The following is a 24730-nucleotide window of genomic DNA, read 5'->3' as shown; positions in this document are numbered from 1 at the left end:
GCGCTTATTGAGCATCCCCGAGGAGGATGTTCTGCCCGCTTTTCACGTTTTCTTCTTCAAACAGGCGCCAGTCCTTGCCGCCTTCCTGGCCGACCAGCTCCACAAAACGACGGCCTTGCACGGCATCGATCATCTGGCCGCTGTAACTGCCATCGGCCTGCGGTTGCAGAATCACCCGGCGGTCACGTTCGGGTTGCGTTGGCGAGATCAGGTTAAGCACCAGCTGCTGTGGACGGCTGTTACCGCTCAGTTGCAAGGTCGCAGTGCCGTTGTCATCGTTGAGCAGCAGGGTGGCATGCAACTTCAGGCGAATAGCGTGATTTTCCCGCTCCAGTGACTGGTTGATGCCTTTGCCGACATCGTAATAGTCATCGGAGATCAGCCCCGGCGGGTTCTTCGTGGCGATGGTTAGCAGGGTCAGCCCCTGTACCACTGAATAGGCCAACAGGCCAATCAGGAACCAGGGCCAGAATTGCTTGTACCAGGGCTTGATGATCTCAGCGTTCTTTTCAGCTATGGGCTCAGTCATGGTCTTCTCTAATCAGCGCACGCTCGGGCCGATAAAGCGGCTGGCGGCGTCGGTTTTGATGCTTGGGTCATCCGCCGAGTGCAGGCGGAAGGTGATTTCGTTGGTGCTCGAAGGCAGTTTTTCAGGGGCGATGGACAACTCGACCGGTAGCGACAGTACCTCGCCTGCGATCGCCTTGATTTCGCGCTTGCCTTCGTACACCAGGCCGTCGAGGCCGTCGGCTTCTATCAGGTACGTGACCTCGTGCTGGGCCTTGTTCATGATCTTCAGGGTGTAGACGTTCTCGATCCGGCCTTCTTCGTTCTCGCGGTAAAGCACGCGGTCCTTGAGTACATCCAGCTCCACCAGCGAACGGTCGGCGATGGCCCAGGCGAACACGCAGAGCATCGCCAGCAGGGCGATGGCGTAACCGATCAGGCGCGGACGCACCAGGTTGGTCTTCTGTCCGGAAAGGTTGTGCTCGGTGGTGTAACTGATCAGCCCTTTCGGGTAGTTCATTTTCTCCATGATGCTGTCGCAGGCATCGACGCACGCGGCGCAGCCGATGCATTCGATCTGCAGGCCGTCGCGGATGTCGATGCCAGTGGGGCAGACGTGTACGCACATTTTGCAGTCGATGCAGTCACCAAGGCCCTCGGCCTTGTAGTCCGCATCACGCTTGCGTGGGCCACGGTGTTCGCCGCGGCGTGGGTCGTATGACACGATCAGGGTGTCCTGGTCGAACATTACGCTTTGGAAGCGCGCGTAGGGGCACATGTAGATGCACACTTGCTCGCGCAGGTAGCCGGCGTTGCCGTAGGTCGCAAGGGTAAAGAAACCTACCCAGAACAGTGCCCAGCCACCGGCTTGCAAAGTGAACAGTTCGGGGATCAGCTCGCGAATTGGCGTGAAGTAGCCGACGAAGGTGATGGCTGTGACCAATGACACGCCAACCCAGATGCTGTGTTTAGCCAGCTTGCGCAGAAATTTCTGCGTGGTCATCGGCGCTTTGTCGAGCTTCATGCGTTGATTGCGATCACCTTCAGTGACTTTCTCCGCCCACATGAACACCCAGGTGAAGACGCTCTGTGGGCAGGTGTAGCCGCACCACACGCGACCGGCGAATACGGTAATAAAAAACAGGCCGAAGGCGGCGATGATCAGCAGCGCGGAGAGCAGGACGAAGTCCTGCGGCCAATACGTCGAGCCAAAGATATAAAACTTGCGCTCCGGCAGGTTCCACCAGACGGCCTGACGGCCGTTCCAGGTCAACCATACGGTGCCGAAGTACAACAGGAAGAGGGCTGCGCCACCGAGCATACGCAAGTTGCGGAAAATACCGGTGAAGGAGCGGGTGTAGATTTTTTCGCGGTTGGCGTACAGGTCAACAACTTCGACCTTGGCCGGGGCAGGGGTGACGTCTTTAACTGGAATCTGTGCGCTCATCAGTTTGTACCACGGCGGTTGATTGGCTGCCCTGGTCGATACGTGCCGGCCGGGGTCATACGGGCTCTTGCGCTATGGTACGCCTGACGATTGCCCAGCAGGTGCGACCTGCGGTCGCGCCTGCCAGGCAGGAGAATTACTTCTCGATTTTTGCTTGCGACAGGCTGTACACGTAAGCCGCTAGCAGATGCACTTTATCGTTGCCCAAGAAATCAGCTTGGGCGGGCATCTTGCCGTTACGGCCGTAGCGTAGAGTTTGTTGCACCTGAGCAAAACTGGAGCCGTAGAGCCAGATTTTGTCGGTCAGGTTAGGTGCGCCCATGGCCTGTTGGCCCTTACCTTCAGCGCCATGACAGACTGCACAATTGGTCGCGAAGATGTTTTGACCTGCGGCAAGGTCAACTTCGATACCTTCCGGATTTTTCAAACCCGAGAGGGTGCGAATGTAGCCGGCAACGTTACGGATGCCTTCTTCGCCGATGCTGTCCTTCCACGCTGGCATCGCCGCCTGACGGCCGGCCATGATGGTGGTTTTGATGGTTTCCGGCTCGCCGCCATACAACCAATCATTGTCGGTCAGGTTCGGGAAGCCATATGCGCCCTTGGCATCAGAGCCGTGGCAGACCGAGCAGTTGGAGGCAAACAGGCGGCCGCCCATTTTCAACGCTTGTTCGTCCTGGGCCACTTGCTCGATCGGCATGGCAGCATATTTGGCAAAGATCGGGCCGTACTGGCTTTCAGCCTTGGCCATTTCCTTTTCCCACTGATGCACACCGGTCCAGCCTGCATTGCGCTCGGCACCACCAGCAATTTCGATGTTCGTTGCGAAAGGCTTCTTCGCTTCGGTATCGAGGTAGTCATAGCCTGGCAGCAGACCTTTCCAGTTACCCAGGCCCGGGTAGAGCGCCAGGTAGCCGAGGGCGAAGATGATGGTGCCGACAAACAACATGAACCACCACTTGGGCAGCGGGTTGTCGAACTCTTCGATACCGTCGAAGGAGTGGCCGACAGTTTCTTCGGTGGTTTCTTCGCGCTGACCCTTGCGGGTGCCGAAGATCAGCCAAGTCAGGGCAAAGATGGTGCCCAGAGACAGAATGGTTACGTACCAACTCCAGAACGTGGTCATTGGTTATTGCTCCTGGAAGATTGCTCGTCACGCTCGTTGGGTTTGGGATCGTCGGCGAAGGGCAGGTTGGCGGCCTCGTCGAAGCTGGATTTACGCTTGCTGCTGTAGGCCCAGAGCACCACGCCAATAAAGGCGATGAACACCACTGCTGTGCCTATGCCACGAATAGTCCCGATGTCCATCGCGCGTTACCGTTTGTTCTTGATGGAAGTGCCGAGAACCTGCAGGTACGCCACCAGTGCGTCCATTTCGGTCTTGCCTTTTACCGCGTCCTTGGCCCCTGCGATGTCTTCATCGGTGTATGGGATACCAAAGCCACGCATGACTTCCATCTTCTTGGCGGTGTCCTTGCCGTCGAGTTTGTGCTCGACCAGCCAAGGGTAGGCCGGCATCTTCGACTCAGGCACTACGTTGCGCGGGTTGTACAAGTGCGCACGCTGCCATTCATCCGAGTAACGACCGCCCACGCGAGCCAGGTCCGGGCCGGTACGCTTGGAACCCCACAGGAAGGGGTGATCCCAGACGCTTTCACCGGCTACCGAATAGTGGCCATAACGTTCGGTTTCGGCACGGAACGGGCGAATCATCTGCGAGTGGCAGCCGACACAGCCGTTGGCGATGTACACATCGCGGCCTTCCAGTTGCAGCGCGGTGTAAGGCTTGAGGCCTTCCACCGGCTCGTTGGTAACATCCTGGAAAAACAGCGGAACGATTTGAGTCAGGCCACCGATGCTGACGGCCAGAACCATCAGCAGCGCCATCAGGCCAATATTCTTCTCAATGATTTCGTGTTTCATCAGTGCGCTACTCCGGCAGGAATCTGTGCAGCCGCTTCATATTCAGAAGCCTTGGCGGCACGCACGGTGCGGTAGGTGTTGTACGCCATCAGCAGCATGCCGGCGACGAAGAACGCACCACCAATCATGCGCACCACGTAGCCTGGGTGGCTGGCTTCCAGCGCTTCAACGAAGGAATAGGTGAGGGTGCCGTCTTCGTTGACTGCGCGCCACATCAGGCCTTGGGTGATGCCATTGACCCACATCGAGGCGATGTACAGCACGGTGCCGATAGTGGCCAGCCAGAAGTGTGCGTTGATCAGGCCAACGCTGTGCATCTGCGGGCGACCAAAAACTTTAGGCAGCAGGTGGTACAGAGCACCGATAGAGATCATCGCAACCCAACCGAGCGCACCCGCATGTACGTGGCCGATGGTCCAGTCGGTGTAGTGCGACAGGGCGTTGACGGTCTTAATCGCCATCATCGGACCTTCGAAGGTCGACATGCCGTAGAACGCCAGGGAAACGACCAGGAAGCGCAGGATTGGGTCGGTGCGCAGCTTATGCCAAGCACCCGACAGGCTCATCATGCCGTTGATCATGCCGCCCCAGCTTGGTGCCAGCAGGATGATCGACATGGCCATGCCCAGGGACTGTGCCCAATCCGGCAATGCGGTGTAGTGCAGGTGGTGCGGACCGGCCCAGATGTACAGGGTGATCAGCGCCCAGAAGTGCACGATAGACAGGCGGTACGAGTAGATCGGACGCTCGGCCTGCTTCGGCACAAAGTAGTACATCATCCCCAGGAAGCCGGTGGTCAGGAAGAAGCCCACGGCGTTGTGGCCGTACCACCACTGGATCATCGCGTCAGTCGCACCGGCATAGGCCGAGTAAGACTTGAACAGGCTAACCGGAACGGCCGCGCTGTTGACGATGTGCAGCATCGCGGTAACCAGGATAAAGGCCCCGAAGAACCAGTTGCCCACATAGATGTGTTTGGTCTGACGTTTGACGATAGTGCCGAAGAACACCACGGCATAAGCGATCCAGACGATGCCCAGGAGGATATCGATTGGCCACTCTAGCTCGGCGTATTCCTTGGAACCGGTGAAACCCATCGGCAGAGTGATCACTGCAGCGACGATCACGGCTTGCCATCCCCAGAATACGAAGGCGGCAAGGCCATCAGATATCAGGCGTGCCTGGCTGGTGCGTTGCACCACGTAGAACGAGGTGGCCATCAGCGCGCAACCACCGAAGGCGAAAATCACCGCGTTGGTGTGCAGCGGACGCAGACGGCCAAAGCTCGTCCATTCCATACCCAGGTTAAGTTCAGGCCACACCAGCTGTGCGGCGATGAAAACACCCAGGCTCATGCCAATGACTCCCCAAATCACCGTCATTACGGCGAACTGGCGAACCACCTTGTAGTTATAAGCAGTCGGACTGATTGCTGTGCTCATTATGGGTTCCACGGTTAATGGATTTTTTAGGGGCAAAAATCGGCGGCAAGTATGGAGAAAGCAGGTGCTCATTGCAACGACACATGCCGGCGCGATAGGGCTTACAGGGCTGTTGGTAAGCCTGCATGGTCGCTAATGCAGAGCATAACCGCGAGCGGTAAACGCCTAAACAGGCGTAGCGCAAAGATGGGAATCGCCTTGGAGTTATGACAGGTGGCGACTGTCGACAAGATTAGCTCAAGTCGAACGTCGCGAGTGCACTTGGTCGGAAGGGTGCGACCTTGGGTCGCATGATCCGGACGGTTGTCCGAACGCGGGAGGGAGGGGCTGGCGACTGTCAGTCGCCAGCCAGGTGGTGCGGTTTTAGCGATTACTGCTCAGTGACGGTCTGCTGTTGCCGGCTCAGGCTAAGTACATAAGCCGCCAGTAGATGCACTTTGTCGTTGCCCAGGTATTGCTCCTGCGCCGGCATCTGGCCGTTACGGCCATGGCGGATGGTCTGCTGCAGTTGCACCAGGCTGCTGCCGTAGATCCAGCCAGCCGGCTTGGTCAGGTCGGGAGCGCCCAGCATGGCCATACCGGTGCCTTGGGCGCCGTGGCAAGCCTGGCAGTTGGCGGCAAAAATAGCGGCACCTTTTTCCAGATCAAAGCGCTTGTCGGTGGGCAGTGGCAGACCTGCCAAGCCCTTGCGGACATAAGCTGCGACCTGTTGCACACCGTCTTCACCAATCACCGCCGTCCAGGCCGGCATCGCCCCAATACGGCCATTGAGGATGGTGGTTTTGATTACGCTGGGCTCGCCGCCCCAGCGCCAGTGGTTGTCGGTCAGGTTAGGGAAGCCCACTGCACCCTTGGCGTCAGAGCCGTGGCAAACCGAGCAATAGGTGGCAAACATACGTCCGCCCATTTTTAGAGCTTGTTCGTCTTTAGCCACTTCTTCCAGGGGCATCGCCGCATATTTGGCGAATATCGGCCCATACAACTCATCAGCCTTATCGACTTCACGCTGCCATTGCTTGACCTGCGTCCAGCCGCCTTCGTATCCGGGCAGTACGCCTTTCCAGCTGCCCAGGCCGGGATACAGCACCAGATAGCCAATTGAGAAGATCAGAGTGCCGAGAAAAAGCATGAACCACCACTTGGGCAGTGGATTGTCATATTCCTCAATACCATCGAAGGCATGGCCCATGGTTTGATCGGTGGGGCTTTTGTGAACTTCGCTTTTACGGGTGGCAAAAATCAACCAGAACAACGCGAGCAGGGTGCCCACGGTCAGCAGGGTGATGTACCAGCTCCAGAAAGTGCTCATGGGGTCTTGCTCCTTGGGGCAGCCAGTGTGGGTTCATCGGCAAAGGGCAGCAGGGCGGCTTGATCGAAAGCCGTGCGGCGTTTAGCGCTGTAAGCCCACAGGGTCACGCAAACAAACGACAGCAGAACCAGTGCAGTGCCGATGCCGCGCAGGGTGCCTATATCAATAAAGTCGAATGACATGACCTACCTCTTGTTCTTCACGGCTGTGCCGAGCACTTGCAGGTAGGCGACCAGTGCATCCATTTCACTCTTGCCTTTGACAGCCTCGCTCGCGCCTGCGATGTCGTCGTCGCTGTAGGGCACGCCAACCAGGCGCAGGGCTTTCATTTTGGCCGGGGTGTCCTGGCCGCTCAGGGTGCCTTCTACCAGCCAGGGGTAGGCCGGCATCTTCGATTCCGGCACTACGTTGCGCGGGTTGTAGAGGTGCGCACGGTGCCATTCATCCGAGTAGCGGCCGCCAACGCGGGCCAGATCTGGCCCGGTACGCTTGGAGCCCCAAAGGAAGGGGTGGTCGTAGACGCTTTCGCCAGCGACCGAGTAGTGGCCGTAGCGCTCGGTTTCTGCGCGGAACGGGCGAATCATCTGCGAATGGCAACCGACGCAGCCCTCGCGGATGTAGATGTCACGGCCTTCCAGCTGCAGCGCGGTGTAGGGCTTTAGGCCCGCCACCGGCTCATTGGTCACGTCCTGAAAGAACAGCGGGACGATCTGCGTCAGGCCGCCGATGCTAACCGCCAGCACCATCATCAGCGCCATCAGGCCGATGTTCTTCTCGAGTATTTCGTGTCTCATCAGTGGGCTCCCTCAAGCGAAAACTGCGCGGCGGCGTCCATCTCGGCTGCCTTGGTATGGCGCACGGTCTGCCAGACGTTCCAGGCCATCACCAGCATGCCGGCGAAGAAGATCGCACCGCCGATCACCCGCACCACAAAGCCGGGGTGGCTGGCTTCCAGCGCTTCGACGAAGGAGTAAGTGAGGGTGCCGTCTTCGTTGACTGCACGCCACATCAGGCCTTGGGCGATGCCGTTGACCCACATCGAGGCGATGTAGAGCACGGTGCCGATGGTGGCGAACCAGAAGTGCACGTTGATCAGGGCGATGCTGTGCATTTCGTCGCGGCCGAAGACTTTGGGCAGCATGTGATAGAGCGAACCGATGGACACCATGGCCACCCAGCCGAGGGCACCAGCGTGAACGTGGCCGATGGTCCAGTCGGTGTAGTGGGACAGGGCGTTGACGGTCTTGATCGCCATCATCGGACCTTCGAAGGTCGACATGCCGTAGAACGCCAGGGAGACCACCAGGAAGCGCAGGATCGGGTCGGTGCGCAGCTTATGCCAGGCACCTGAGAGGGTCATCATGCCGTTGATCATGCCGCCCCAGCTGGGTGCCAGCAGAATCAGCGACATCACCATACCCAGGCTCTGCGCCCAGTCCGGCAGCGCGGTGTAGTGCAGGTGATGCGGGCCGGCCCAGATATACACGGCAATCAGCGCCCAGAAGTGCACGATGGACAGCCGGTAGGAGTACACCGGGCGACCGGCCTGCTTGGGTACGAAGTAGTACATCATCCCCAGAAAGCCTGCCGTGAGGAAGAAGCCCACGGCGTTGTGGCCGTACCACCACTGGATCATTGCATCGGTGGCCCCGGCATAGGCCGAGTAGGACTTGGTCAGGGTTACCGGTACTTCCAGGTTGTTGACCAGGTGCAGCAGTGCAACGGTGAGGATAAATCCGCCGAAGAACCAGTTGCCCACATAGATATGGCTGACGTTACGCTTTATCACCGTGCCGAAGAACACGATGGCGTAGCTGACCCAGACAATGGTGATCAGAATGTCGATTGGCCATTCCAGTTCGGCGTATTCCTTGGAGCTGGTCCAGCCCATGGGCAAACTGATGGCCGCCAGGACGATCACCAGTTGCCAGCCCCAGAAGGTGAAGGCGGCAAGCTTGGGTGCGAACAAGGTGGCCTGCGAGGTGCGTTGTACGGCGTAATAGCTGGTGGCGAATAGCGCGCAACCGCCAAAGGCGAAGATCACCGCGTTGGTATGCAGCGGGCGCAGGCGGCCGAAGCTGGTCCACGGCAGGTTGAAGTTGAGTTCGGGCCAAGCCAGTTGCGCGGCGATAAATACGCCGAGCCCCATCCCGACAATGCCCCACACCACCGTCATGATGGCGAATTGGCGAACCACCCTGTAGTTGTAGGCGGAACTGGTTGCTGTGTTCATGTCTGGGCTTCCATCCACGGTTTATAGGCAGATCATCGAAAATCAGCGGCTGCGGGCTTGTACGATCTGCGTCGCAGTCCAACGGATTCTTTAAGCGAGGCAAGCATGAGCAAAGGGCAGGTTGCGGGTATTGACGGGGATCAATACGTGCAGGGGCGGGGTGAGGGCGCGTGGCTGTGGGATCGCCCGCTGGGTGAGACGCGCGCTACCTTGATTCTGGCCCATGGCGCCGGTGCGCCGATGGACAGTGAGTTCATGCAAAACATGGCGCAAAGCCTTGCTGAACGTGGGGTTGCCGTACTGCGCTTCGAGTTCGCCTACATGGCGGCGCGGCGTCTGGACGGCAAAAAACGCCCGCCCAACCCCCAGGTCAAACTGCTTGAGCAATGGCGTGAGGTCTATGCGCAGGTGCGCCAACAGGTCGCAGGGCCGTTGGCCATTGGCGGCAAGTCCATGGGCGGACGCATGGCCAGCCTGTTGGCCGATGAGTTAGGCACCGATGCGCTGGTGTGCTTGGGTTATCCCTTTTATGCCGTCGGCAAACCGGAAAAGCCACGAGTCGCGCACTTAGCCGAGCTGCGCACGCCGACGCTGATTATTCAGGGTGAGCGCGACGCCCTGGGGGATCGTCAGACAGTGGCGGACTACACACTCTCTGAAACGATCAAATTGTGCTGGCTGACCGCTGGGGATCATGACCTCAAACCGCTAAAAAGCTCGGGCTTTACCCATCAGCAGCACCTGCAGACGGCGGCCGATGCGATTGCGCAGTTCCTCTGCGCTTAGGCGGCAGGGCTGGCGTTTAATGAATGACTGTTATTCCTACTAAAACACTAGGACTTTGCCGGCGCGGGTGAGTGGCGTACACTGCGCCCATGTTTGCGAGGAGTTGCCATGAGCACCATTACCATTACCGACGCTGCCCACGATTATCTGGCTGATCTGCTGAGCAAGCAGAACACCCCGGGCATCGGCATCCGCGTATTTATTACCCAGCCAGGCACCCAGTACGCTGAAACCTGCATTGCTTACTGCAAGCCGGGCGAGCAGAAGGCCGAAGACACCGCTTTGGGTCTGGCCAGCTTCACCGCCTGGATCGACGCTGTCAGCGAGCCGTTTCTGGAAGACGCCGTGGTTGACTACGCCACCGACCGTATGGGCGGCCAGCTGACCATCAAGGCGCCGAACGCCAAAGTGCCGATGGTCAACGAAGACAGCCCCATCAACGAGCGCATCAGCTACTACCTGCAGACCGAGATTAACCCCGGTCTGGCCAGCCATGGTGGCGAAGTCAGCCTGATCGACGTGGTCGAAGATGGTATTGCCGTGCTGAAATTCGGTGGCGGCTGCCAGGGCTGCGGTCAGGTTGACCTGACGCTCAAGGAAGGCATCGAGAAAACCCTGCTTGAGCGTATTCCCGAGCTCAAAGGTGTGCGTGACGTGACCGACCACAGCATCAAGGAAAATGCCTACTACTAAGTAGATGGCTAAACAAAAATGCCCGCGCTCTGCGGGCATTTTTATGCTGCTTACTTCGTGTGGGAGCGGCATTAGCCGCGACGCAACAGTGCAGTCATTACTTATGCACGGCTTTTGCGTCGATCCAGCAGTTCTGTTGCCCGTGCGCGCAATTGTCCGCAGCCGCCATCAATGTCCTGACCTGCCGAGTTGCGCACCTTGGTCAGCACGCCACGGCTGTGCAGGTAACGCACGATCTGCACGATGCGGTCGCCATCGGGGCGCTGAAACTCGTCTGCTTCCAGGCTGTTGTAGGGGATCAGGTTCATGATCGCGTACTTGCCCTTGAGTAGGCGCAGGATGCCATCCATCTCCTCTTGGCTGTCGTTGATGCCCTTGAGCAGCGTCCACTGGTACTGGATTGGGTAATCGATCTGCCGCGCATAGGTTTCGCCCAGCTCTACCAGCTCTTCAGGATCGATACGCGGCGCGCGCGGTAGTAGCGTCTGGCGCAGCTCGGCATCGGTGGTATGCAGCGACAGTGCCAGCGCCGGCTTGACCTGCTGCTGCGGCAAACGCTCGAACACCCGTGGGTCGCCGACGGTAGAGAACACCAAGTTGCGCTGGCCGATACCGCCCTCGGTGCCAAGCAGGTTGATCGCTTCGAGCACGTTATCCAGGTTATGCGCCGGCTCGCCCATGCCCATAAACACCACTTTTTTCACCGCGCGAAAGCGCCGCGCCAGGGCCACTTGGGCGACGATCTCCGCGGTGCTCAACTGGCGTAGCAGGCCGCTTTTGCCGGTCATGCAGAACACGCAGCCCACCGCGCAACCTACCTGGCTGGAGACGCACAGACCATCGCGTGGCAGCAGTACGCTTTCCACCATCTGCTTGTCGGCCAACTCCACCAGCAAACGCGCCGAGCCGTCCGTCGCCGGGTGTTCAGAGCTGAGGCGCGCCAGTCCATCAAGTTCGCTGCTTATCTCGGGCAGGGCATTGCGTACCGCCAGCGGCAGGAAGTTCTCGGTCTTCTGGTTGCGCGTACCGGTATCCAGCGGCATGCCGCGCAGCCAGGCACGGGTAATCCGCCCGATGTGCATGGGCTTGGCACCGAGATCGGTGAGGCGTTGGTGAAAGTCGTGAATATGCATGGGGCGCGCATGCTACCACCGGCCAGGTTGCGGTGGTATGTGTGGCGGTGGGCAGGCGTCGGATGCGAAGGCCACGCCGCTTAATCTTTGCTCAAGCCGCGCCGGGCACTCATACTAGCGTCCTGATTGGCCTGACCCAGCTGTGCGGAGCGGTAGATGAAATTTATACACCAGCGCGAACACCTCAATGAAGACGACGTTGTAGTGATCGAGTGCTCGCAGACCTGCAATATTCGCCTGATGAGCGATGCCAACTTCCGCAGCTTCAAGAATGGCGGCCGGCACACCTACCACGGCGGCGCGTTCGACACCTTCCCGGCCAAGATCACCGTACCGAGCAGTGGTTTCTGGAACATCACCATCGACACGGTCTCGCGCAAAGCCATCAGCGTCACACGCAAGCCGACGCTCAAGCATTCAATCAAAATCGTGCGCAAGTCGACCTCGCGGCTGAGCTGATCCCTGGTTTGAACCTGAGCCGCAAAAAAGCCCGCTTAAAGAGCGGGCTTTTTTGTGTCAGGGGTGAGTCAGGTGGGCTTGACCGTTGCGCTAGGCCGTACCACCAGCCAAAGCGCGATGGCAATCAGCACGCCGCCATACAGGTAGGCCCAGGACAGTGGCTCATCCAGCAGCAAGGCGCCCCAGAGTACGCCGAATGGCGGGATCAGGAAGGTAGTGGTGCTGGCCTTGATCGGGCCGATATCGCTGAGTAGGCGAAAATACAGCACATAGGCGAAGGCGGTGCAGATAAAGCCCAGCCCAGCCAGGGACAGCCAGACCTCTAGCCCGCCCCAGCTGGCCGGCGGCTGCACAACCAGAGAGCCGGCGAACCAGGGCAGTAGAAACAGGCTGGCACCACAGAGGCTGGCAAAGGCGGTCAGACGGTTATCCAGGCCGCCTTGTTGGCCGATCCAGCGTCGCGTTAGAAAGCCGGCAAAACCGTAACAGGCGGTAGCCACCAGGCAGGCAGCGGCGCCCCAGAGCAGCGGTAAATCAAACTCCACCGGGCCGGTACGGGTCAGCACCGCTACCCCGAACAGGCCGATGGCCACCCCGGCGGCTTTGCTCCAGGTCATGGCTTCGGCAAAGAACAACATACCAATTAGCACCCCCATCATGGGTGTGGTGGCATTCAGAATCGCGGAGTAGCCCGCGGGCAGTACCAGTGCAGCCATGCAATACATGGCTGAGGGCAAGCCAGCGTTGATTACTCCGAGGATCAGGCAATGTTTGAGTTTGCCGCTGAAGTCCCACCGAACTCGCATCAGTAACAGAATGGCGAATAAGCCAAGCATGCCCAAGCTGGCGCGGAAAAATGCGGTTGGCATGCTGCCCAGTACGGGCGCGACGATGCGCATAAACAGAAAGCTGGCGCCCCAGATGGCAGCCAGCAACAGCAGACGGATCAGGTCGGCAAGACGCACAACGAACTCCACACATTAAGAAAGGCGAGCAGTGTTGCTGGGCGCGTACGCCAAGGCAATTCGAAATGCGCTTTTAAAGCCGTCGAATGGCAATATTTCGTGGCAGATAAATCTGTATTCAGGCATTGCCGGCTTTTACTTGGTGCGGCCACTGGATAAGCTCGGTGGACTATCCGCATTTGATCTGCAGGGGTTCGTATATGCCACAGCAATGGCCGGCCAGCGCGATTGCCGCACTTATCCTCGACGGCTTCGATGATTACCGTGAGCAGTTCAGGCAGATCACCAATGGCGCGCGGGTGCGCTTCGAACAGGCGCAATGGCAGGAAATTCAACAGGCTTCAGCCGCACGTATTGCCCTCTATGAAGAGTGCGTCGGTGCGGTCAGCACGCGCCTGAGTCAGGAGTACGAAGCGCAGGTGCTGCTGGATGTGGCGCAGTGGCCGCTGGTGAAGTCGGCTTACATCGCCCAGATCGACCTGCGCTACGACGACGAGCTGGCGGAAACCTGGTTCAACTCGATCTTTTGCGGGCTGTTCAGCCATGACCAGATCAACGATGGCTGCATGTTTATCCACACCACTCGCCCAGCGTTGCGGGTGAATGAGCGGGCGCCGCAAACCCGCCTGTACGAGCCCAAGGGCAATGTTGAGCAGGCGCTGCGGCAGATTTTCGAGGATTTCAGTTTCGAAGTCGGCTATGAAAACCTGGAGCGCGATCTGGCGCGGCTGATCAAGCAACTGCATGCCAATTTGCCGGATTGGGTGTGCAAGGACCCGGACCTGCGCATTGAGCTGTTCGCCTCGCGCCTCTATCGCAACAAAGGCGCGTACCTGGTTGGGCGGATCTACACCCGCGATGAGCAATGGCCGTTGGTGATTCCACTGCTGCACCGCGAAGGGCAGGGTATTCAGATTGATGCGCTGATCACCGATGAAGCGGAGGTGTCGATCATCTTCTCCTTCACCCGTTCCTATTTTATGGTCAGGGTGGGCTATCCGGCGGAGTTTGTCGGCTTCCTTAAGCGCATTCTGCCCGGCAAGCATATTGCCGAGCTGTACACCTCAATCGGCTTCTACAAGCACGGCAAGTCGGAGTTCTACCGCGCGCTGATCAATCACCTGGCCACCACCGATGACAAGTTCGTCATGGCCCCCGGGGTGCGCGGCATGGTGATGAGCGTGTTTACCCTGCCGGGTTTCAATACCGTATTCAAAATCATCAAGGACCGTTTTTCGCCGTCGAAAAACGTTGACCGTAATACGGTGATCGAGAAGTACCGGCTGGTAAAAACCGTCGACCGGGTAGGGCGTATGGCCGATACCCAGGAGTTCGCCGATTTCCGCTTTCCGCTGAGTAAGTTCGACCCCGAGTGCCTGGCCGAGCTGCTGGAAGTCGCGCCGTCCACCGTCGAGGTGAAGGGCGATACGGTGCTGGTACGTCACTGCTGGACTGAGCGGCGCATGACTCCACTCAACCTGTATGTGGAAAGCGCCAGTGCAGCTCAGGTGCGCGAAGCGCTGGACGACTATGGCTTAGCCATCAAGCAGCTGGCAGCAGCCAATATCTTCCCTGGCGACATGCTGCTTAAAAACTTCGGCGTTACCCGTCATGGCCGCGTAGTGTTCTACGACTACGACGAGATCTGCTTCCTCACCGAGGCCAACTTCCGGCGCATTCCGCCACCGCGTTACCCCGAGGATGAAATGTCGTCCGAGCCTTGGTACTCCGTGGCGCCGCTGGATGTGTTCCCCGAGGAGTTTCCGCCGTTCCTGTTTGCCGATATGCAGCAGCGCAAGCTGTTCAACGAGCTGCATGGCGAGCTGTATGACGCCGATTATTGGAAGAGCCTGCAAGATGCCATTCGTGCCGGCAAGGTCATCGATGTATTCCCGTATCGGCGCAAGGATCAAGCCGACAGGGAGTATTGAGCAGCGTGCGCCTGTTGTGTTGTGCGATTGCCGCTGGTGTCTGGCTACTGGCGGATAGCGCTGTTGTGAGGGCGGCTGAATCAGGCGAGGCTGCCGTTGAACTGGCGCCATTGCTGATCACTTCGCCACGTAGCACTGCGCGCTGGTTGAACACGCCGGCCGCCGTCACAGTTATTGATGCGGGCGTTGCGCCCGGTGAGCAGAACCTCACGCTGGATGCTTTGCTGGCGCGCGTGCCAGGCGTGTTCAGCCTCAATCGTTACAACCTGGCTCAAGGCCTGCGCCCTGCGATTCGCGGGTTTGGCGCACGGGGCAATTTCGGCGTGCGCGGCATTCGCGTACTGGTCGATGGTGTGCCCCTGACCATGCCCGATGGCCAAACTGAGCTCGACGGCCTTGATCTGGGCTTGGTTGAACGAATGGAGGTCCTACGTGGCCCGGCTTCGGTGCTGTACGGCAATGCCGCAGGCGGCGTGCTGGCAATTGAAACGCGTGAGCCACCCACAGTGCCCACGATGCAGTTGGACCTCAGTGCGGCTGGGCTGGGTTATCAGCGTACACGTGGCGAAATTGGTGGCAGCGCCGGCAACCTGAGTGGTTTGCTCGCCTTCAATAGCACGGTTTTAGAGGGCTATCGCGAGCACAGCCAGGCGCATACCAACAGCCTCACCGGCAAGCTGCGCTGGTATGCGCCCACGGGGCGTCTGCGCCTGAATTTCAACGCCATCGACAACCGTGCTGAAGATCCGGGCGGCCTGACTGCCGCTGAAGTAAAAAGGGATCGTCGTCAGGCAGCGCCGAATAACCTGCGGTTTGATGCCGATGAATACATTCGTCAACAGCGCTTGGGGCTGGTCTGGGATGGCTACGCTGCGGGGGCTGATGAGTACCAGCTGCGCAGTTACCTGGGGCACCGCGAGTTTGGCAATCAGTTGGGGTTTGCCACCAGCGGGCAGACGGCCTTCAAACGCTATTTCAGCGGCGTTGGTGGACAGTACAGCCATCACCGTGAGCTGATTGGCCTGCCTCATAAAATCACCACAGGCTTCGAGCTAGAGGCGCAACGTGATGATCGTCGGCGGTATGACAACCTGCTTGGTGAGCGTGGACAATTACGCCAACAACAAGATGAATCAGCGCTGAGCCAGGGGCTGTTTATCGAAGATCAGATCGACCTGAACGAGCAGTGGCAGGCCACGCTTGGGCTGCGTTATGACCAGGTGCGTCTGGCGGTGGATGATTTTTATCTGGTCGATAATCGCAATGACTCAGGCTCGCGCAGCCTGGAAGATTGGAATTACAGCGCCGGACTGAGTTATCGCATCACCCCGCAACAATCGCTCTATGCGCGCCTGGCCAGCTCTTTTGAAACACCCACCATCAGTGAGTTGGGTAATCCACAAGGCGGTGGCTTCAACGGCGCCTTGCAGCCGGCTCAGGCGTTTAGTCGTGAGTTGGGTATCAAAGGCGAATGGCCTGCGCTGCGTTATGCCGTATCGCTGTACCGCATTGAGCTTGAAGATGAGTTGGTGGGCTTTAGTCTGCCCGCCCAGCCTGGACGTAACTTTTATCGCAATGCCGGTGAATCACGCCGTGATGGCCTGGAGTTGAGCCTGGATTGGCAACTGGCCGATCATTGGCGTTGGTCTGCGGCCTATGCGTTTAATCGTTATCGTTTTGAGACGTATCAAACCACGGCGGGCGATTTTTCCGGCAAGCGTATCCCCGGTATTCCGCAGCAAACCCTCTTCAGCGAACTGGCTTATGAACAGCAAGGCGCCTATGTGCGGCTTGGCGTGAGCGCTCAGTCGCGGGTATATGTTGACGATGCGAATAGCCGGTCTGCTCCCGGTAATGCCGTGTTCAATGTGCGCCTAGGTAAGCGTTATCAGATGAGCGAGCAAAGCGTGGAACCGTACGTGGGAATCGATAACCTGCTAGGGCGTGAGTATTTCGATAACCTGCGTATCAACGACGCCAATGAACGTTACTTCGAGCCCGGTCCCGAGCGTACCTTTTATGCTGGCCTGCGAGTACTGTTTTAACCTGTTACGACGGAGTTGAAGCAGTTTCAATCAGCCTGAACTAGGCTGGAATGGGGTGTCCAATCACCTATGTCGATGTCTTGGGTTGGAGGCTATTGTATGAACACCAAGTTGCAGAGTGCCTTGCTTGATTTGTTGGTTGCCCTTGGCCTGTGTGAACGGCCAAAACTGCAGCCAATCCCAGTACGCAGTAATTCCCCCGACTCCAAGTCGGTACCTCTACGGCGTTAGGTCTTTGTGCCTGTTTGCATGCGTCAGCGCCGGTCAGCTTTTGTCTGGGCGGCTGACATTTATTGCGCAAATTGTCCCAGATCATAATTGCCTGCTTTAAAACAAGCATTTGCTAGCGCGTTGTCAGCGCTGTGCTAGACCTACACCTGAAGTTGTGCAAATAGCTCAGACAGGGATAGCTCCAATGCGCCAGAACCTCCCAGTGACTCAACGGGAAAGAACGTTTCCCGCCAATGAACGGCTGATTTCCACCACCGACCTGAACAGCAATATCACCTATTGCAACGATGCCTTTGTCGAGATCAGCGGTTTTACTCGCGAAGAGCTGCTCGGTCAGCCGCACAATCTGGTGCGCCATCCCGATATGCCCCCCGGTGTGTTTGCTCACATGTGGGAAACCATTAAACAGGGCAAGCCCTGGATGGGCGTCGTCAAAAATCGTGCAAAAAATGGTGATTACTATTGGGTTAGCGCCTACGTCACGCCGATCTATGAAAATGGCCGGGTGGCTGGCTACGAATCGGTGCGTTCTCTACCTGATGAAGCGCAGAAACGCCGAGCTGAAAAACTCTATGCCCGCCTGCGTGAGGGCAAGCCTCCTGTGCCAAAACTGGAGTACTGGACCTACGATATCATTCAGTCATGGCCACTGATTCTGGCGTGCGTGCTGATTCTTGCTGCACACGCTGTGCTCAGTGGTACTTGGCTTTTGGGCTTCATTTTTGTGGTGCTGTTCGGGCTCGGGTCCTATCAACTGCACGCAAAAAGCAGGTTGATCAGGGACACACTTGCCGAGCACCCCAAGGCATTTACCAGTTCTCTAGTCGCCCTGACTTATACCGACAGTCGGGGTGCACAGGCATTATTGGATATGGCGATGATCAGTGAGGACGCACGACTTCAGACCGCGCTGACACGCATTGAAGATGCCGGCAACAATGTCAAAAAGCATGCGGCGCGCTCGGCCGACCTTTCACGTTCCGGGGCGCTGATGCTTGATCAACAGCGTAGCGAAACCGATCAGTCCGCCACTGCAATCAACCAGATGGCAGCAACCATTCAGGAGGTGACGCACAACGTGCAGAGCACCTCGCATGCCGCTGAGGAAGCAGACCGGCTGGCTAAACAGGGCCTGCAACTTGCCAGTGGCAGCCTCGACTCTATGCAGCATATGGCTAAGGCCGTGGTCGATATTGGTCAGGCTGTCAATGACCTGGCCAACTCGACACAATCCATTGGCAGCGTTGCCGATGTGATTACCTCGATTGCTGAGCAAACCAACTTGCTGGCGCTCAACGCTGCCATCGAGGCGGCGCGAGCGGGTGAGCAGGGACGTGGCTTTGCGGTGGTGGCCGATGAGGTGCGTTCATTGGCATCACGTACGCGTGAGTCGACCGAGCAGATTCATCAGATTATTTCGTCGCTGCGCGCAGGAGCTGAACGTGCGGTGGTAACCGCAGGCAAGGGCGAGGCGATTTCCAATCAGAGCGTTGAAAGTGTCGAGTCGGTCCGCACCGCGTTAAGCGGTATCAGTGAAGCCGTCAGCCGCATCACCGGCATGAGCCAGCAAATGGCATCTGCATCCGAAGAGCAAAGCCATGTGGCGGAAGACATCAGCCGACAGATTACGCAGATTGCGCAACTCTCTGACCGTAGTGCCGAGCAGGCGCACCAGGGCGCAGTCATTGGTCAGGAGCTGGAAGATATGGCCGATTATCTGCACAGCCTCGCGGAGCGCTTCAATCGCTGAGTGACGATTTGGCCGGATGCCTGTCGGCTCGTCCCTGAGGTGGGCCGATTTTCGATGTGTTATGGCAAACTGCGCGGCTGAGGAGAAACCGATGCCACGCCCGCAATGCCTACGTTGTGCCCGTCCGATTGAGCGCTGTTTATGTGCGCTGATTCCCTGTCTAAATAGCCGTACTCGGGTGCTGATCCTGCAGCATCCGAGTGAGGTCAAGCATGCGCTGAATACCGCACGTCTTGCGGCTCTTGGCCTGAGTAATGCTGAGTTGCTGGTAGGTGAGGTCTTCGAGTCGCTTGCAGCACTGCTGCAGCCGCCTGGCTATCGTGCGTGTTTGTTGTTCCCCGGCGAGCATGTGCAAACGTTACGGACGTTTGCTCAACAGCACCGTGAGCAGCCGCTGCTGCTGGTGGTGCCTGACGGCACATGGCGCAAGGCCCGTAAGCTGTTGCACCTCAATCCATTGTTGGCAACTTTGCCCAGAGTTGTATTGCCGGAGGGGTTGCAGTCACGTTATCGCTTGCGCAAAGCGCCGATGCCCGGTGCTTTATCAACCATCGAAGCGATTGTGACTGCCCTGAATATCGTTGAGGATCCGGTCTGTTTCGATGGGCTGCTCACACCCTTTGAGGTATTGATTGAGGGGCAGATTGAGGCGATGGGCGAACAGACTTTCCAGCGCAACCACGGCAAGCCGGATGCATCAGGCGTCAGATAAGGCATTTCAGCGCTCACGCATGGCTTCCGAACGTGCCTTCAATACTGGTTTAAGCAGATAGTCGAGCACACTTTTTTCACCAGTGATGATGTCAACCGTGGCAACCATGCCAGGGATGATCAGCAATGGATGTTCATCGCTGCCTAGGTGGCTCTTATTGGTACGTACCTGGATCAGGTAGAAACTATTGCCTTCCTCATCGGTAATGGTGTCGGCGCTGATCAGTTCGAGGTTGGCCTTGAGTCCACCGTAGATGGTGTAGTCGTATGCGGTAAATTTGACCATGGCTTTCTGCCCAGGATGCAGGAAAGCGACATCCTGCGGGCGTACCTTGGCTTCAATCAGCAGGCTGTCATCCAGCGGTACGATTTCCAGCATGTCACTGCCGGGTTGAACGACGCCGCCGATGGTGTTGACCTTGAGTTGTTTGATCACCCCGCGCACGGGTGATACCACGGTGGTGCGGCTGACGCGGTCATCAATCGCAACGCTGGTAGCGGTGAGCTTCTGCAGTTCGGTGCGGATTTCGTTGAGTTCCTTGAACGCGTCTGAGCGAAAGCTCAGTTCCGATTCTTCAATCTTGCTTTTGATCTCATCCATCGCCGACTCGGCTCTTGGGATCGCCAAGTTGGTGGCATCCAATGAGCCGCGTATTTCCACCAAGCTGCGACGCAGGCGGAGGATTTCCACCTGGGAAATGGCGCCTGTTGCGACCAGGGGTTGCGACATATTCAGCTCCTGCTGCAGCAGGCCCATACTGGAGCGGTATTGCTGAGCCTTGGCGCGAAATTCGGCCAGTTCCTGGGTTTTTTGCCGCAGCTGTTCGCCGAGAGTGCGTTGTTCGCTTTGCAGGCGATTCTGTCGAGATTGATAGAGCGCCAGCTCATCCTCAGCCAGTTGTGGGGCTTCGCGCAGAATATCCGCCGGCATGCTGATGGGGCGTCCTTCAGCTTCTGCGGTTAACCGCTCGACCCTTGCTACCAGAGCCAGGCGATCGGCTTCGGCTTCGCCTCGATTGGAGAGAAAGCGCGTGTCATCCAGACGCAGTAGCACAGCGCCTTTTTCGACAATCTGTCCTTCGCGTACAAAAATCTCGCTGACGATGCCGCCTTCCAGGTTCTGAATAACCTGGATCTTGCTGGATGGGATGGCTTTGCCTTCACCAGTAGTGACTTCTTCCAGCACGGCAAAGTTGGCCCAGATCAACGCCACGATCAGGCATGTGCTCACCACCCAGACGGTGATGCGGGTGAACCAGGGCGAGTCTTCGAGAATGGCGCCGTCAACTTCCGGCATAAACTCGGTGTCCTGCTTGCGCTGGCGCATGCTGGCGAAGTAGTCGCGAATCGAGGTGCTTATTTGCATGACCGTTCCTATACCGCAGCAGGGCCAACTCGACCTTTGCGTAGCGCTTCAATCACTGCTTCTTTCGGGCCGTCTGCAACAATATGGCCGTTATCCAGCACCACCAGACGGTCTACCAGGCTGAGCATTGAGGCGCGGTGTGTGATCAGCAGCATGGTTTTACCCTGGGCCCAAGTTTGTAGGCGGTTGCGCAGGATTTCCTCGCTGGTGTTATCCATGGCGCTGGTGGGTTCATCCAGCAGCAGAATGGGTGGATCAAGTAACAGCGCTCGGGCTAGTAGCACGGCCTGTCGTTGGCCTCCGGACAGCAGTTGGCCGCGCTCACCCACGGGACGATCGAAGCCTTGCGGATGTTGCCGGGCCAGATCGACCACGCCGGTCAGCTCAGCCACTTCTAGCATGCGCGCATCGCTGACATAGCGTGCGCCCAGTGTCAGGTTATCGCGCAGGCTGCCGGCCAGCAGTGGTAGGTCATGGGCGACGTAACCAATCTGGTGGCGTAAGTCCGCCACGTCGAGCTGGCGCAGGTCGAGATTGTCCAGCAGGATTTGCCCTTTGCTAGGGCTGTAGAAAGCCATGACCAGGCGCGCCAAGGTGCTCTTGCCAGAGCCGCTGCGGCCGATGATGCCGATACGTTCACCAGCTGTCAGACGTAGGCTAACGCCTGCAAGCGCTGGGGTACTTTGTCCCGGGTAGCTGAATGTAACGTCGCGTACATCCAGTGCCCCATGCAGTTGAGTGCGGTCCAGTGGGCGTTGTTTGGCCTGACGCTCCTGCGGCAGGGCCATCAGCGCATCGGTGCTGGTCATGGTCAGGCGCGCTTGCTGGTAGCGGGTGATCAGTCCAGCGATTTGCCCCAGCGGCGCTAAAATACGGCTGCCCAGCATGTAACAGGCCACCAGTGCACCCACACTGAGCTGGCCGGCGATGATGATGTATACCCCCGCGATGATGGTGGCCATGCCCGCGAATTGCTGCAGAAACAGTGTGCCGTTGGTGGCGATCGAGGCCAGTGAGCGAGCATGAATATCGAGACGGGTGAGGGCACCATGGGTTTTTTCCCACTGGTGCTGGCGTTCACTTTCTGCGCTGCAAGCCTTCAGGGTTTCCAGGCCGCCGAGGGTTTCGATCAGCAGTGCTTGGCGTTGTGAGGCCAGTTGCAGACTTTTTTCCACCGTATCGCGCAGACGCGCCTGGATGATAAAGGCGAACAGCGCGGTGATCGGAAACGCCAGCAAGGGGATGACCACCAGCCAGCCGCCGATCAGCCAGATCACCGTAATCATCAGAAATGAGAAGGGCAGGTCGATCAGGCTGGTGAGGGTGACGGCCGTGAGAAATTCACGCAAACCCTGAAAATCATGAATGCTCTGGGCAAAGCCGCCTATTGTGGCCGGCCGGGCTGTCATCGACATGCCAGTGATGCGCTCGAACAACGTGGCCGATAGCACCACATCGGTTTTCTTGCCTGCGGTATCGAGCAAGTGCGAGCGCAGGATTTTCAGCAGCAACTCGAATCCCATGCCAATAAACAAGCCGATGGCCAGAACCCAGAGCGTTGAGGTGGCCTGGTTGGGCACGACGCGGTCATAGGTCTGCATGACGAACAGCGGAACCATCAGGCCGAGCAAGTTGATCAGTAGGCTGGCGAGAATGGCATCGGTATACAACCAACGCGACAGCTTCAGTGTGTCGCGAAACCAGGCTTCGATACGCGGTACGAGCGGAGAACGTGCTTCTTCCAATTCATGCCGTGGTCGGGCAAAGAAGGCTTGGCCGCTGTACTCGTTGGCCAGTTGTTCACGGCTGACCCACTGTTCGCCGCCGTCGGCTTCGCAGGGCAGTATTTGCGCTTGGTTCTTCGGGCCCCATTGACGCAACACCGCGCTACGGCCGTTTTTCAACAGCAGCAGAACGGGCAGGTTGAGGGTTGAGATGCTAGCCAGATCGCGTTGCAGCAAACGCCCTTGCAAACCCGCCCGCGCTGCAGCGCGGGGTAGTAACTCAGGAGTCAGACGCTGCTCTGGCAAAGGCAGGCCTGCACTTAAGCTGCCACGGCTGGCTGAGCAGCCGTGGAGTTTGCAAAGAATCAACAAGCCATCAAGCAGCGGGTCGTCGTGATTAAGACGCGGATCGCTGGATGACCCCGGCCGTTCCATGGTGGTCAAGGTTACTACTCCTTATGCCGGTTCTATTTCATTGCCGGCAGACGGGCCTCGCTCTTCACTTCAGTGAGGGCTACAGCTTCTGCCGGTACTACCACTTGCTGCTGACGCAACAAGTCACCCATCGCTGCGGTTACCCGGTACATCGAGAACTCTTCGCTAAAGCGCACTTCGCTGTAACGCCGATTAGCGGTAAAGAGCTCGTTTTCACTGTCCAATAGGTCGAGCAGGGTGCGTTGGCCAAGGCTGAATTGCTGTTGATAGGCTTCGCGAACTCGTGCGGTGTAGTCTGCGTAATCACGCGCTTTGGGGGTTTGCAGGCGGGCGTTTTCCATGGCGTTCCAGGCCAGGGAGAGGTTTTCGTTGAGTACGCGTAGGGCGTTGTTACGGATGTCCATCGACTCATTAATCTGGTGTGCAGTCGACTGTAGGCGTGCTTTGTCGCGCATGCCGTTGAACAGGTTGTAGTTCATCACCACAGCCGCACGCCAACCATTGTTATGACCCTCATCGCCCTGGGTGTTGTTGTCGGCATTGGTGGCCAACTCAAGGTCAACACGTGGGTAGAAGGTTGATTTGGCTACTTCGTATTGTTTTTCGGCTGCCTGGACGTCGGCCTGTGCGGACTTCAGGAACGGGTTGTTATCAATCACGGCTTGGCGGGCGCCATCCAAGGTCTCTGGCAATGAACCTTTGAGTGAGGCGGGCGAGTCCAGCTCGTCCGGCATACGGCCAACGGCACTGAAGAAGTTGGCTTCAGCATCGGCAAGGTTTACCTGCTCGGTGTAAAGGTTGTTCTCTGCCAGGGCCAGGCGTGCTTCAGATTGGTCCAGGTCCGCCGTGCTGCCAACGCCTTGCTGGCTGCGCAAGCTGATTTGATCATTTATACGTTGGTGGGCTTGTAAGTTGTTACGTGCCAACTCGACCATTTCACGGCGCATCAGTAGATCCAAATAGACCTCAACGGTACGCAGAGCCAGGCTTTCCGATGTGCCCAGGAGCCGATAAGCCCGCGAGTTGACCACTGCTTTGGTGCGCTCGACTTCATTGGGCGTATTGAAACCATCAAAGATCATCTGCTGCAGGCGCAGCTCAGAGGTGCCGTAATTCAGGGTTTCAGTGTTGTGGTTGCCCAGTGCTCGTGTGCTGGGGCTGTCGGTGTTTTCTCGACCGTAGCCCATCAGCAGGTCGACGGTTGGCAGATAACCGCCTTTGGCAATTTTGACTTCTTCATCCGATGAAAGGCGGCTATTGGCCCCGGCATGCACCTCCGGATGGTTGTCCAGAGTGCTCTGGATCGCCTCCGATAATGTGATGCCTTGTGCCTGGGTACAGACCGCTGCCAGCACGATACTGCTCCATAGAGGGTTGAGTGCGCGCATCTGGAAACTCTCCTTATAAGACTTGCTTAATTCCGTCGCCAAAAAAATGGCTTTTTTTGTCTTGTTGATTACTCTCCGCCTGTAACATCACAGCTAAGAACACTTTTCAGCGTAGCTAAGAAAAAATTGTTACAAGCCATATAAGAAAAAAATCTTATGCAGACTGATAAAAGCAGCACATTGTTTTCATCCAGAAGCCTTGCATTTCGTGCTTTTAAGTGTCGTGCGCGGCTAAAACAGATGGTCAGATGC

Annotated in this window: 23 protein-coding genes; 8 read left to right on the top strand and 15 right to left on the bottom strand. The window is 57.9% G+C overall.

Features of this window, described 5'->3' with window-relative positions; genetic code table 11:
• Positions 1-4: 4 nt before the first annotated feature.
• From CUR33_RS00440 to ccoN (CUR33_RS00395), 10 genes are all read right to left on the bottom strand, one after another.
• Positions 5-529 carry a FixH family protein gene (locus CUR33_RS00440; RefSeq protein ID WP_282875787.1) on the bottom strand — a complete coding sequence of 175 codons (525 nt, stop codon included), beginning with the start codon at positions 527-529 and terminating at the stop codon, positions 5-7.
• Between the two features lie 12 nt (positions 530-541).
• Positions 542-1954: a cytochrome c oxidase accessory protein CcoG gene (ccoG, locus tag CUR33_RS00435; RefSeq protein WP_289238351.1), complete on the bottom strand. Its 1413-nt coding sequence runs from the start codon at positions 1952-1954 to the stop codon at positions 542-544.
• Between the two features lie 136 nt (positions 1955-2090).
• Positions 2091-3080, bottom strand: coding sequence for a cytochrome-c oxidase, cbb3-type subunit III (ccoP, locus tag CUR33_RS00430; protein ID WP_160088552.1), 990 nt, complete (start codon positions 3078-3080; stop codon positions 2091-2093).
• Positions 3077-3262, bottom strand: a complete 186-nt coding sequence (locus tag CUR33_RS00425; protein WP_090256143.1) for a cbb3-type cytochrome oxidase subunit 3 — start codon at positions 3260-3262, stop codon at positions 3077-3079. Before CUR33_RS00425 ends, ccoP (CUR33_RS00430) begins: the two co-directional genes overlap by 4 nt.
• Positions 3263-3268: 6 nt before the next feature.
• Positions 3269-3877: a cytochrome-c oxidase, cbb3-type subunit II gene (gene ccoO, locus CUR33_RS00420; RefSeq protein WP_090256144.1), complete on the bottom strand. Its 609-nt coding sequence runs from the start codon at positions 3875-3877 to the stop codon at positions 3269-3271.
• Entirely contained in the window at positions 3877-5319 is a 1443-nt protein-coding gene (ccoN, locus tag CUR33_RS00415) for a cytochrome-c oxidase, cbb3-type subunit I (RefSeq protein ID WP_090256145.1), read from the bottom strand. The genes ccoO (CUR33_RS00420) and ccoN (CUR33_RS00415) overlap by 1 nt, the downstream gene beginning before the upstream one ends.
• 370 nt (positions 5320-5689) lie before the next feature.
• Positions 5690-6628 (bottom strand): cytochrome-c oxidase, cbb3-type subunit III, encoded by a 939-nt coding sequence (gene ccoP / locus CUR33_RS00410; protein WP_289238350.1) that lies wholly within the window; start codon positions 6626-6628, stop codon positions 5690-5692.
• Entirely contained in the window at positions 6625-6810 is a 186-nt protein-coding gene (locus CUR33_RS00405) for a cbb3-type cytochrome oxidase subunit 3 (protein ID WP_170050222.1), read from the bottom strand. The genes ccoP (CUR33_RS00410) and CUR33_RS00405 overlap by 4 nt, the downstream gene beginning before the upstream one ends.
• Positions 6811-6813: 3 nt before the next feature.
• On the bottom strand, positions 6814-7422 hold the full coding sequence (gene ccoO / locus CUR33_RS00400; RefSeq protein WP_090256148.1) for a cytochrome-c oxidase, cbb3-type subunit II: 609 nt from the start codon (positions 7420-7422) through the stop codon (positions 6814-6816).
• Positions 7422-8861 (bottom strand): cytochrome-c oxidase, cbb3-type subunit I, encoded by a 1440-nt coding sequence (ccoN, locus tag CUR33_RS00395; protein WP_167144413.1) that lies wholly within the window; start codon positions 8859-8861, stop codon positions 7422-7424. The genes ccoO (CUR33_RS00400) and ccoN (CUR33_RS00395) overlap by 1 nt, the downstream gene beginning before the upstream one ends.
• A 105-nt stretch (positions 8862-8966) precedes the next feature.
• Between ccoN (CUR33_RS00395) and CUR33_RS00390 the strand changes: the two genes are divergently transcribed.
• Together CUR33_RS00390 and nfuA are read left to right on the top strand one after the other, a co-directional pair.
• Positions 8967-9647 (top strand): alpha/beta family hydrolase, encoded by a 681-nt coding sequence (locus CUR33_RS00390; protein WP_289238349.1) that lies wholly within the window; start codon positions 8967-8969, stop codon positions 9645-9647.
• Between the two features lie 108 nt (positions 9648-9755).
• The gene (nfuA, locus tag CUR33_RS00385; RefSeq protein WP_090256151.1) at positions 9756-10340 is read left to right on the top strand and encodes a Fe-S biogenesis protein NfuA; all 585 of its coding nucleotides are present in this window, start codon (positions 9756-9758) and stop codon (positions 10338-10340) included.
• A 101-nt stretch (positions 10341-10441) separates the two neighbouring features.
• Here nfuA and CUR33_RS00380 read toward each other — a convergent pair whose 3' ends face one another.
• Complete coding sequence (locus CUR33_RS00380; RefSeq protein ID WP_167144417.1) at positions 10442-11473, bottom strand: RNA methyltransferase; 1032 nt, start codon at positions 11471-11473, stop codon at positions 10442-10444.
• Between the two features lie 156 nt (positions 11474-11629).
• On the opposite strand from CUR33_RS00380, the gene CUR33_RS00375 reads away from it, so the two are divergent.
• The gene (locus tag CUR33_RS00375) at positions 11630-11932 is read left to right on the top strand and encodes a DUF1883 domain-containing protein (RefSeq protein ID WP_090256153.1); all 303 of its coding nucleotides are present in this window, start codon (positions 11630-11632) and stop codon (positions 11930-11932) included.
• Positions 11933-12000: 68 nt separating this feature from the next.
• Here the strand turns inward: CUR33_RS00375 and CUR33_RS00370 are convergent, their stop codons facing one another.
• Positions 12001-12897: a DMT family transporter gene (locus tag CUR33_RS00370; RefSeq protein WP_090256154.1), complete on the bottom strand. Its 897-nt coding sequence runs from the start codon at positions 12895-12897 to the stop codon at positions 12001-12003.
• Positions 12898-13097: 200 nt separating this feature from the next.
• Here CUR33_RS00370 and aceK point away from each other — a divergent pair, with 200 nt between their 5' ends.
• The 5 genes from aceK (at position 13098) to CUR33_RS00345 (ending at position 19566) form a co-directional block, all read left to right on the top strand.
• Complete coding sequence (gene aceK / locus CUR33_RS00365; protein ID WP_289238348.1) at positions 13098-14828, top strand: bifunctional isocitrate dehydrogenase kinase/phosphatase; 1731 nt, start codon at positions 13098-13100, stop codon at positions 14826-14828.
• A gap of 5 nt (positions 14829-14833) precedes the next feature.
• On the top strand, positions 14834-16873 hold the full coding sequence (locus CUR33_RS00360; protein ID WP_289238347.1) for a TonB-dependent receptor family protein: 2040 nt from the start codon (positions 14834-14836) through the stop codon (positions 16871-16873).
• A 99-nt stretch (positions 16874-16972) separates the two neighbouring features.
• Positions 16973-17104, top strand: coding sequence for a PA1414 family protein (locus CUR33_RS00355; protein ID WP_289238346.1), 132 nt, complete (start codon positions 16973-16975; stop codon positions 17102-17104).
• 184 nt (positions 17105-17288) lie between these two features.
• Positions 17289-18854 carry a methyl-accepting chemotaxis protein gene (locus tag CUR33_RS00350; RefSeq protein ID WP_289238345.1) on the top strand — a complete coding sequence of 522 codons (1566 nt, stop codon included), beginning with the start codon at positions 17289-17291 and terminating at the stop codon, positions 18852-18854.
• A gap of 91 nt (positions 18855-18945) precedes the next feature.
• Complete coding sequence (locus CUR33_RS00345) at positions 18946-19566, top strand: tRNA-uridine aminocarboxypropyltransferase (protein WP_289238344.1); 621 nt, start codon at positions 18946-18948, stop codon at positions 19564-19566.
• Positions 19567-19572: 6 nt separating this feature from the next.
• On the opposite strand, the gene CUR33_RS00340 is transcribed toward CUR33_RS00345, so the two are convergent.
• The 3 genes from CUR33_RS00340 to CUR33_RS00330 are packed head-to-tail and all read right to left on the bottom strand — an operon-like array spanning position 19573 to position 24478.
• Positions 19573-20931 (bottom strand): HlyD family type I secretion periplasmic adaptor subunit, encoded by a 1359-nt coding sequence (locus CUR33_RS00340; RefSeq protein ID WP_289238343.1) that lies wholly within the window; start codon positions 20929-20931, stop codon positions 19573-19575.
• Between the two features lie 8 nt (positions 20932-20939).
• The gene (locus CUR33_RS00335) at positions 20940-23090 is read right to left on the bottom strand and encodes a type I secretion system permease/ATPase (RefSeq protein ID WP_160090187.1); all 2151 of its coding nucleotides are present in this window, start codon (positions 23088-23090) and stop codon (positions 20940-20942) included.
• A gap of 32 nt (positions 23091-23122) precedes the next feature.
• Positions 23123-24478, bottom strand: coding sequence for a TolC family outer membrane protein (locus CUR33_RS00330; protein ID WP_289238342.1), 1356 nt, complete (start codon positions 24476-24478; stop codon positions 23123-23125).
• Positions 24479-24730: the final 252 nt, after the last annotated feature.

Origin of the sequence: Pseudomonas sp. FEMGT703P, assembly GCF_002786345.1 — a bacterium.
Lineage (GTDB): Bacteria > Pseudomonadota > Gammaproteobacteria > Pseudomonadales > Pseudomonadaceae > Aquipseudomonas > Aquipseudomonas peli.
This window is presented reverse-complemented; position numbering and strand designations above follow the sequence as displayed.